This is a genomic window from Glycomyces sp. NPDC047010, assembly GCF_040644205.1.
GTDB lineage: Bacteria > Actinomycetota > Actinomycetes > Mycobacteriales > Micromonosporaceae > Glycomyces.
On record NZ_JBEYVY010000010.1, the window covers coordinates 263,802 to 272,924 of the forward strand.

General features: G+C 69.7%; 11 protein-coding genes. 8 read left to right on the forward strand and 3 right to left on the reverse strand.

Features of this window, described 5'->3' with window-relative positions; translation table 11 throughout:
• Positions 1-51: 51 nt before the first annotated feature.
• From ettA to AB0A65_RS20890, 5 genes are all read left to right on the forward strand, one after another.
• Positions 52-1,731 carry an energy-dependent translational throttle protein EttA gene (gene ettA, locus AB0A65_RS20870; protein WP_359953470.1) on the forward strand — a complete coding sequence of 560 codons (1,680 nt, stop codon included), beginning with the start codon at positions 52-54 and terminating at the stop codon, positions 1,729-1,731.
• A gap of 2 nt (positions 1,732-1,733) precedes the next feature.
• The gene (locus AB0A65_RS20875; protein WP_359953471.1) at positions 1,734-2,135 is read left to right on the forward strand and encodes a thioesterase family protein; all 402 of its coding nucleotides are present in this window, start codon (positions 1,734-1,736) and stop codon (positions 2,133-2,135) included.
• A complete protein-coding gene (locus tag AB0A65_RS20880; RefSeq protein ID WP_359953473.1) occupies positions 2,123-2,677 on the forward strand; it encodes a hypothetical protein in 555 nt (184 codons plus the stop codon). The genes AB0A65_RS20875 and AB0A65_RS20880 overlap by 13 nt, the downstream gene beginning before the upstream one ends.
• A 330-nt stretch (positions 2,678-3,007) precedes the next feature.
• The gene (locus AB0A65_RS20885; RefSeq protein ID WP_359953474.1) at positions 3,008-3,778 is read left to right on the forward strand and encodes a YbjN domain-containing protein; all 771 of its coding nucleotides are present in this window, start codon (positions 3,008-3,010) and stop codon (positions 3,776-3,778) included.
• 222 nt (positions 3,779-4,000) lie between these two features.
• Positions 4,001-4,708 (forward strand): hypothetical protein, encoded by a 708-nt coding sequence (locus AB0A65_RS20890; protein WP_359953476.1) that lies wholly within the window; start codon positions 4,001-4,003, stop codon positions 4,706-4,708.
• 60 nt (positions 4,709-4,768) lie between these two features.
• Here the strand turns inward: AB0A65_RS20890 and AB0A65_RS20895 are convergent, their stop codons facing one another.
• Together AB0A65_RS20895 and AB0A65_RS20900 are read right to left on the reverse strand one after the other, a co-directional pair.
• A complete protein-coding gene (locus AB0A65_RS20895) occupies positions 4,769-5,197 on the reverse strand; it encodes a globin (RefSeq protein ID WP_359953478.1) in 429 nt (142 codons plus the stop codon).
• A gap of 86 nt (positions 5,198-5,283) precedes the next feature.
• Complete coding sequence (locus AB0A65_RS20900; RefSeq protein WP_359953480.1) at positions 5,284-6,291, reverse strand: mechanosensitive ion channel family protein; 1,008 nt, start codon at positions 6,289-6,291, stop codon at positions 5,284-5,286.
• A gap of 227 nt (positions 6,292-6,518) precedes the next feature.
• Between AB0A65_RS20900 and AB0A65_RS20905 the strand changes: the two genes are divergently transcribed.
• The 3 genes from AB0A65_RS20905 (at position 6,519) to AB0A65_RS20915 (ending at position 7,976) form a co-directional block, all read left to right on the forward strand.
• Positions 6,519-7,073, forward strand: coding sequence for an HNH endonuclease (locus AB0A65_RS20905; RefSeq protein ID WP_245888852.1), 555 nt, complete (start codon positions 6,519-6,521; stop codon positions 7,071-7,073).
• A gap of 206 nt (positions 7,074-7,279) precedes the next feature.
• Complete coding sequence (locus AB0A65_RS20910; RefSeq protein WP_359953482.1) at positions 7,280-7,543, forward strand: hypothetical protein; 264 nt, start codon at positions 7,280-7,282, stop codon at positions 7,541-7,543.
• Positions 7,544-7,598: 55 nt separating this feature from the next.
• Positions 7,599-7,976: a DUF5130 family protein gene (locus tag AB0A65_RS20915; RefSeq protein WP_359953503.1), complete on the forward strand. Its 378-nt coding sequence runs from the start codon at positions 7,599-7,601 to the stop codon at positions 7,974-7,976.
• 57 nt (positions 7,977-8,033) lie between these two features.
• Here the strand turns inward: AB0A65_RS20915 and AB0A65_RS20920 are convergent, their stop codons facing one another.
• On the reverse strand, positions 8,034-8,966 hold the full coding sequence (locus AB0A65_RS20920) for a hypothetical protein (protein ID WP_359953484.1): 933 nt from the start codon (positions 8,964-8,966) through the stop codon (positions 8,034-8,036).
• Positions 8,967-9,123: the final 157 nt, after the last annotated feature.

Below are 9,123 nucleotides of genomic sequence, written 5' to 3' on the forward strand. Positions count from 1 at the left end.
TCATTGGTACCGGTCAGTTCCGTACAGCTCGTCGCAAAGCGAAGGATCAGCGTGGCGCAGTTCATCTACACCCTGGAAAAGGCGCGCAAGGCGCACGGTGACAAGGTCGTCCTCGACGACGTCACCCTGTACTTCAACCCGGGTGCGAAGATCGGCGTGGTCGGCCCCAACGGCGCCGGCAAGTCCAGCCTCCTGCGCATCATGGCGGGCCAGGACCAGGTCTCGAACGGCGAGGCGAAGCTCGCCGTGGGCGCCACGGTCGGCATGCTCGCCCAGGAGCCGCCCCTGAACGAGTCGAAGACCGTCATGGGCAACGTGATGGAGGCCGTCGCCGACATCCAGGGCAAGCTCGACCGGTTCAACGAGGTCGCCATGGAGATGGCCACCGACTACACCGACGAGCTCATGAACGAGATGGGCCGCCTCCAGGAGGAGCTCGACGCCGCCAACGCCTGGGAGCTCGACTCGAAGATCGAGCAGGCCATGGACGCGCTGCGCTGCCCGCCCGGCGACTGGCCCGTCACCAACCTCTCCGGCGGCGAGCGCCGCCGCGTGGCGCTGTGCAAGCTGCTGCTCGAAGCGCCCGACCTGCTGCTCCTCGACGAGCCCACCAACCACCTCGACGCCGAGTCGGTGCTCTGGCTGGAGCGCCACCTCGCCTCCTACGCCGGCGCCGTCATCGCCATCACCCACGACCGGTACTTCCTCGACAACGTCGCGGAGTGGATCCTCGAACTCGACCGCGGCCGCACCTACCCCTACGAGGGCAACTACTCCACATACCTGGAGAAGAAGGCCGAGCGCATGAAGGTGGAGGGCCGCAAGGACTCCAAACTCCAGAAGCGCCTCAAGGACGAGCTCGAATGGGTCCGGTCCAACGCCAAGGGCCGCCAGACCAAGTCCAAGGCCCGCCTCGGCCGGTACGAGGAGATGGCCGCCGAAGCGGAGAAGACCCGCAAGCTCGACTTCGAGGAGATCCAGATCCCGCCGGGCCCGCGCCTGGGCTCCACGGTGATCGAGGCGAAGGACCTGCACAAGGGCTTCGACGGCGTCACGCTCATCAACGGCCTCGACTTCAACCTGCCGCGCAACGGCATCATCGGCATCATCGGCCCCAACGGCGTCGGCAAGACCACGCTGTTCAAGACCATCACCGGCCTGGAGAAGCCCGACTCGGGCGAGGTCAACGTCGGCGGCACCGTCCAGATCTCCTACGTCGACCAGAACCGCGCGGGCCTCGCCGGCGACAAGTCGGTGTGGGAGACCGTCTCCGACGGCCTCGACTACCTCATGGTCGGCAAGGTCGAGATGCCCTCGCGCGCCTACATCGCCGCGTTCGGCTTCAAGGGCCCGGACCAGCAGAAGCCCACGAAGGTCCTCTCCGGCGGCGAGCGCAACCGGCTCAACCTGGCGCTCACCCTGAAGCAGGGCGGCAACGTGCTGCTCCTCGACGAGCCCACCAACGACCTCGACGTCGAGACGCTCTCCAGCCTGGAGAACGCCCTCCTGGAGTTCCCCGGCTGCGCCGTGGTCATCTCCCACGACCGGGCCTTCCTCGACAAGGTCGCCACCCACATCCTCGCCTGGGAGGGCGAGGACGCGGAGGGCATGCCGAAGTGGTTCTGGTTCGAGGGCAACTTCGACTCGTACGAGAAGAACAAGATCGAGCGCCTCGGCCCCGACGCCGCCAACCCGCACCGCGTCACGCACCGCAAGCTCACCCGGGACTAGCCGTGGCCCGCTTCAAGGTCGACGTGGCGCTGCGCTGGTCGGACATGGACGTGTTCGGGCACGTCAACAACAACAAGTTCCTGGTCCTCCTCGAAGAGGCCCGCGTGGCGATGATGTTCGACGCCGCCGGGGACGCCGGGATCTCCGGCTTCCGCGAAGGCGTCGTCGTCGCCCGCCACGAAGTGGACTTCCTGCTGCCCGTGGTGGTGCCCGCCGAGACCCGCGTGGAGCTGTGGGTCGAGCGGATCGGGAACTCCTCGTTCACGTTCGCCTACGAGCTCATCGCGAACGACAAGCTCGCGCTCAAGGCGAAGACCGTGATGGTCCCGTTCAACACCGCGACCCAGCGGCCCCGCCGCGTCACCGACGTCGAGCGGGCGTTCCTGGAGCGGTGGACCGAGTGACCTCCGGCGACGGCCCCGCCTTCGCCGCCCGCGTCGCCCGGCTCGACCCCGACGCGCCCGTCCTCGCACGCGACGGGCGCCTTTGGGCCACCCTGCCGATCGGCGTCCTCGCCGTGCGGGCCGCCGAGGGCCTCCCCGACGGCGTCTACCGCGCCGCCGACCTCGCGACCGGGGACGCGGCCGCGCAGCCCGAGTCCGCCTGGCGCGGGCGCCTCCCGCAGCGGCCCTGGGCCGTCGTCGAGACCGTGCCCGCCGCCGAGGTCGCCGACATCGACCGCAAGGCCGGTGACGCCCTGCGCGAGCGCCGCGGCAGCGGCGTCGGCGACCGGCGCCTGCGGGACGCCATGCTCGACCACGTGGCGCTCACGGTCGAGCACTCCGGCGCGCACTACCCGGTCCAGGTCCGGCTCGTGGCCGCCCTGTGCCGCATGGGGTTCCTGGGGGACGAGCCGGTGAAGGTCCTGCGGGCCGGGAGGCGCCTGGGCCTGTCCGGGACGTTCGGGGCCGTATGGGAACGCGACCGCGGCCTGCCCCTCTTGTAGTCCGAACGACCGTCACACCGTTCAGTGACCGATTCCCGACGTCCGGAGGATGGGACGCGGCTTCCGTCTCTGATACATATGAAACCCGTGACAGTACCCAGAGCGGGCCTGCGAACAAACGCTCGACGGTTCATACTTTCAGTCAGGATTGACTGACGGTTGTGCCAAGTCGCACCGAGTCCCTAGTCTGCTCACTGCAACGCGACGTAACTTGGCTGTGCCCGGCGAAGCACAACCAATCACAACCAATGCTTCAGTCCAGTGCAAATGCCAACGAAGTACCCAAGCACGCCAGTGATTCGCATTTTGGGTGGGAAGGCGGACAACACCATGGCATGGTGGCGCAGCAGAAAACGCGACGCAGAAGACAACCCGGTGACCGAGGCGGTCCCCGAGGCCGACAGCGAGATCGGCGGCTCGGCCGAACGCGCCCAGGCGCGCGGCAGCCAGCCGAGCGCGGTCCCGAACCCGCGCGCCGAGCGCGAGCGCGAGGCGGCCGAGGCCCTCGAAATGGAGCTCGCCGGCCGCGAGCTGCGCCACGAGACGACCGCGGAGCAGCTCCTCCTCGGCCCCGAGGAAGAGCAGATCTCCGAGGTCGAGCGCTGGCACCTGATCAAGGCCGACCTCGCCGAGATCGACCCCGACTTCATCACGGACCTGGAGCAGATCGCCGCCGACGCCCGCGACGAGGCCGCCCCGCTCGACGCCGACCGCATCATCGCGGCCCTGAAGAACCTCGACATCCGCTACCTCGTGGACGAGAACGGCGGCATCGTTGCCCTCTGGGAGCGGCACATCGTGCAGGTCCGCGCCGAGGGCCCGGACGCCGACATCCTGGTGCTGCGCGCCCGCGCGTACCAGACCGTCCCCCGCGAGTGGTCCGAGCGCGGCTACGCGGCCATGAACGAGTGGAACCGCACCCGCCGCTTCCTCAAGGCGTACCTCGGCGAACCCACCGAGTCCGGCGCGCTCCCCGTGTTCGGCGAGATCCAGGTCCCCGTCCGCCCCGGCATCACCACCGCGCTCCTTGAGGAGCTCATCGACTGCGGGACCGCCATCTCCGGCACGTTCGTGGAGTGGCTCGAAGGCGAACTCCTGTAACGCCCCGCCAGACCCGAACGGGGGCCGGAACGCGAAAGCGCTCCGGCCCCCGTTTTCACTCCGGGAATCCCCTCTGTCCAGTCCCTTTTGGTCGGAAATGCCGGGAGTGATGCCCACTAGCTGCGAAAACACATGTGACGCACGGGAATCGGGACTGCGCTTTCCAAGGGACTTCGGTAATCTGAAGGTTCCCTTGACATCCAAATGAATACAGGAGCACCCATGACCCTCCCGAACCCCGCCGCCGAGCCCCCGGCGAACGAGCCCCCCGCGGAGACCCCGGCACCGGAGCCGGAAACCCCCTCGGCCGCAACGGCTCCCGAAGCCCCGGCCCCGGCCCCGGCCCCCGAGCCTCTTGCGCAGACCGAGAGCCTCGCCCCCGCGGCCGCACCGTCCCAGCTGCCGCCCGCGATGACCCCGCCCCCCGTGGCCGCACCTCCGCAGTACGCACCGCCGATGCCCACGAGCCCGATGCCGACCGGCCCGATCCCGGTCCAGTCCGTCCCGACCGGCCCGATGCTCGTGCCGCCCCCGCCGCTGCCCCGCAAGCCCTCCAGGGCCGGGACCGTCGTCCTGGTGATCGCGCTCGTCGTGGTCGCCCTCGTCGCCGGGGCCTTCGCGTACGCCTACACGCAGAAGTCCGAGGAGTCCGATGGCAACGCCGCCGAACTCGAACGGCTCATCGATGTCCACGAGGAGCTCAAGACCGAGAACGGCGAGCTCGTGAGCGACCTCGCCGCGCTCCAGCTCACCGCCGACGACTTCGAGGCGTGCCAGACCGCGTTCGACGCGTACAACAGCTACGAGTTCGAAGGCGAGCTGAACACCGACGCGGAGAGCTTCGAGGAGCTGTTCACCGACGAGTACGTCGAGTACCAGGAGCAGGCCGCCGAGCTGTACCAGGAGGTCATCGTCAAGTGCTCCCCGTGAGCCCTTGAGACGACGACAGGGCCCGGGCGCGATGCGCCCGGGCCCTGTTCAAGTCGCTGGCTATGCGTTCCGCATGAAGTCCGCGGCCCGCTCCATGTACTCCCACATCACGCGGTCGTACTCCGGCGCCAGCGCCACCTCGTCCATCGCGGTCCGCATGCACTTCAGCCACGCGTCCCGCTCGACCTCGCCGATCGTGAACGGCGCGTGGCGCATCCGCAGGCGAGGGTGGCCCCGCTCCTCCGAGTACGTGTGGGGGCCGCCCCAGTACTGCTCCAGGAACATCTTCAGGCGGCGCGCGGCCGGGCGGAGGTCCTCCTCCGGGTACATCGGCCGCATGACCGGGTCCTCCGCGACCTGCGCGTAGAACGCGGTCACCAGGCGGTCGAAGGCGTCCTCGCCGCCGACGGCCTCGTAGAACGACTGCGTGGGCGCGGGCTGTCCTGTCGGCGTGAGGGGCACAACGGCTCGCGGGCTGTCACTAGGCATCTCCCAATCGTGCCAACCCCGGGGCGCACTGGAAAGCCGATCCGGCGCGCGTCACACCGAATGGGCGCGATATCACCATGTGCGCGCTAGGCGGGCGCGTTCGGCAGCGTGCGCGGCACGTAGATCCGGCCCGAGCCCGCCGGGTCGATGATCCCGGCCTCGCGCAGCGCCTCGGTCACCCGCCGCCGCAGCTCGCGCCCGGCCGCCCACTGCTGGTCGGAGGTGGTGCGCACGCCCAGGCGCACCTTGATCTCGTCGATGGTCATCTCCACCGGGCCCAGGTACTCGGGGGCCTTGAGGATGTGGGCCTCCCAGTCCTCGTCCTCGACGAACGCGGTCGCCACCTCGGTGATGATCTCCCCGGCCCGGTCGATGTCGGCCGTCGGCGGCAGCGGCGTGTCCACCACCACGTACGCCCACGACTGGCTGGAGTTGCCGACCCGCAGGATCTGGCCGTTGCGCACGTACCACAGTGTCCCGTCGAGCGACCGCAGCGTGGTCACGCGCAGGCCCATGTCGACCACGGTGCCCGTGGCGTCCCCGACGTCGACGTTGTCGCCGACCCCGTACTGGTCTTCGAGGAGGATGAAGATCCCCGCCAGGTAGTCCTGCACGAGGTTCTGCGCGCCGAAGCCGATCGCGATGCCCGCGATGCCGGCGCTGGCGAGGATCGGCGCGAGGTTCACGCTGAAGGCGCTGAGGACCAGCATGAACGCGATCGTGTAGATGACGATGCCCGCGACGTGCTGGAGCACCCCGGTGAGGGTGTCGGCCCGCTTCGCCGACCGGTCTCCGAGCAGCTCGTCGCGCCGGGAGTTGGAGGAGCCGAGCTTGTCGGCGAGCTCCGCGATCGACTGCGGGCCCTTGATGGTGGTGACCTGCTTGATGATCCGGGAGATCGTGCGGTTCACCAGCCATCGCAGCGCGAACGCCGCGATGAGGATCAGCAGGACCTGCCCGATCTTGTCGAGCACGACGCCCGCATCGATCGAGAACTCCTCGTTGTCGGTGATCTTGTAGAGGAGCGTGCAGGCGTTGAAGCCCGCCTCGCAGGGAGAGGCCGTCTCGGCCGCCGCAACCGTTTCCACGTTCATCCTTCTCCGCTTTCCGCCCCGGCCGCACGGGCACCGGGACCGCACCGTCCGGCGCCACCGGGGGTTCGATCAGACGATATTCGTTCGTCATTCAAGATCCCACGGAACCAGGGTGCAATTTTCTGAGATATAGGTCAAACTTGACGGGACCGATGGCTTGGAGGTACGTCACCGTGATAGGTCCTCGACATAGGAGCACGCTTGACAGCGATGACCCTTCCCCAGGGGTGCATCCGAATCTCTTCACCCACGGCGTCGGCCTCGGGTCGGCGCTGGTGCTCAACCAGAGTTACGAGCCGCTGTGCGTGATACCGGTGAAGCGGGCGGCCGTGCTGCTGCTCACCCGGAAGGCCGAGACCGTCACTCCTGGTGACGGTTTTCTGCGCTCTGAGACCATGCACATCCCCGTCCCCTCGGTGGTGCGCCTCAACCGCTACGTCGCGATCCCCCGCCAGGTGGGCGCGAGCCCGTCCCGCCGGGGCGTGTTCACCCGCGACGACTGGCGCTGCGTGTACTGCGGTTCCTCGGCCGAGACCATCGACCACGTGGTGCCCCGCTCGCGCGGCGGCACCCACACGTGGGACAACGTCGTGGCGGCGTGCGCCCCCTGCAACCACCGCAAGAGCGACAAGACCCTCGCGGAGCTGGGCTGGCGCCTGCCCCGCGTCCCCCGCCCCCCGTCGGGCTGGCAGCTGCGCGGCTTCCGCGGCCAGCGCCGCCCCGACCCGGCCTGGGAGGCGTGGCTGCCGCGCCACGGGAAGGAGCGCGCCCGCCTTTCATAGCGCTCCCCATCGGACGGGCGGGGCCCGCCGGCCAGGTCTCCGGACCGCCGGCGGGCCCTTCCCGTGTCCGATGCCTTTCGCCCCTTCGCGATCGGCAGTGCATGCGGCCCGCGGCACCGAGTTCCCACCTGCGGCGATGTGAGGGGCGCAATTGGATTAGGCTGGCGAAGAGGTCACCCTGTCTCTGCAACTAGGGGAGCAACACAATGACATTCCAGGACTGGCTGATTCTGTTCGGCGCCCCGATCCTGGTCGTGGTCGCGGTCTTCGCCGTGGTCTTCATGCGCCACCCGCGCCCGCAGTCCCGCTACCGTGCGGGCCAGCCCTACGACTTCAAGCCGGTTTGGTTCGTCGCCCGCAACGGCGCGGTGCCCGGCGACACCGGTTCGCACGCGGCCGAGCTCGACGCGGCCGCCCACGGCGAGGCCCTCGCCGGCGGCCCCAAGGGAGGCTCCCATGGCAAGTGGTAACCAGGTCGCGGTCGCGGAAGGCGTCGTCGAAGGCGTGGACCGCAGCCCCGAGCTGATGCGCCAGCCGATGCTGGAGGGGCCCTTCGACGTGAAGGAGCTGCTCCACATCGACGAGGCGCTGTCGGTCGCCGAGCGCGACGGCGGCGGCCTGCACTACAGCGTGTACGTCGGCCCGCTGCACGACCCGGTCCGCGGTGCGGCCGAGGAGCTGCACGACCGGCTCGCCGACCCGGACCGCTCCGTGCTCATCGCCGTCTCGCCCGAGCAGCGGCAGCTGGAGATCGTCACCGGCCGCCTTGCGCAGGAGAAGGTCCCGGACCGCTCCGCGGCCCTCGTGGTCTTCTCCATGGAGGCCGCGTTCGGCGCGGGCCAGCTCGCCGGGGGCATCGTCACCGGCCTGCGGATGCTCGCCGAGACCGCGCAAGGACGCTAGAGCAGCAACGAGAACGGCGGCCCGGATGCATCGCATCCGGGCCGCCGTTTCGCGTGCCTACTCCTTGGCGTCCTGCGCGTCGGGCTGCTGGCGCTTGATCAGTTCGTCGGCGTCGGTGAGTTCGAGCTTGGAGACGAACTCGACCCACGAGAGGGTGTCGGCGACGGTCTCGCGGATCGACAGGATCGTCGTCCCGGGGATGCGCAGTGTCAGTGTCGCGGGCGTCCCGATCTGCTTCTGCGCCAGGACCGCCTCGGTCGGCTGGCCGTTGAGGCCGCGCGCGAGCTCGAACACGGCGGACTCGTTCTCGCGGGCCTGGGGCACCCAGTCCATGTCGCGCTTGAGCATCAGGGCCGCGCCGACGGGCTTGCCGTCGGCCTCGCCGCTGTAGGTGAGGATGATGCGGTTGGCGTCGCCGCGGGCGCTGGCGAGGCTCCAGGCGGCGTCGGTGACGTCCACGAGCTGGCCTTGGAAGCGGCGCACGGAGGTGCGGACCTGCTTGGCCTGGCGGCGGTCGGCGATGGGCTTGGCGATGACGCGGAAGACTACGACGAGCACGACGAGGACGAGCAGTCCGATCCCGGCGGCGGCGAGTTCGTGGAGTCCCGCCTCGATCGTCCAGATGATCGTCATCGGCACGAGGATGCCGGACGCGAAGCCCAGGAGCGGCTTGAGCCAGAACGGGCCGGAGCCGCCGGGCAGGCGCAGGGGCGCCATGAGGCCGATGACGGCGGCGGCGACGAGCGCGATGCCGGTGAGCTCGGGCGCGGACACGTCGTAGCGGCCGAGCCAGCCGATGGCCCACCAGGACAGGAACACCGAGCCGATGGCGACGGTGGGGATGAGCAGGACCACGGCGAACAGGAGCTGCTGGGGCTGGGGGCGCGTGCGCGAGGCGAGGACTGGACCGAGGAGCAGGAGCGGCAGGACCACCCCGAACAACGCGACCAGGGTGGCGCTGAGGACGACCACCGGCAAAAGCGCGGACAAGACTGCTCTCTCCATTCATCCCCGGGCGGGCGCCGCGGCCGCGCCGCGACACGGCGAGCTTACCAACGGTGTGAAAAGCGCTCGGGGCTCCGGGACCGGCCAGGCCGGGGCCCGCGCGCCGAGCGGCCGCGCGCGTGCGCGGCGAGCGCCCGGCCCC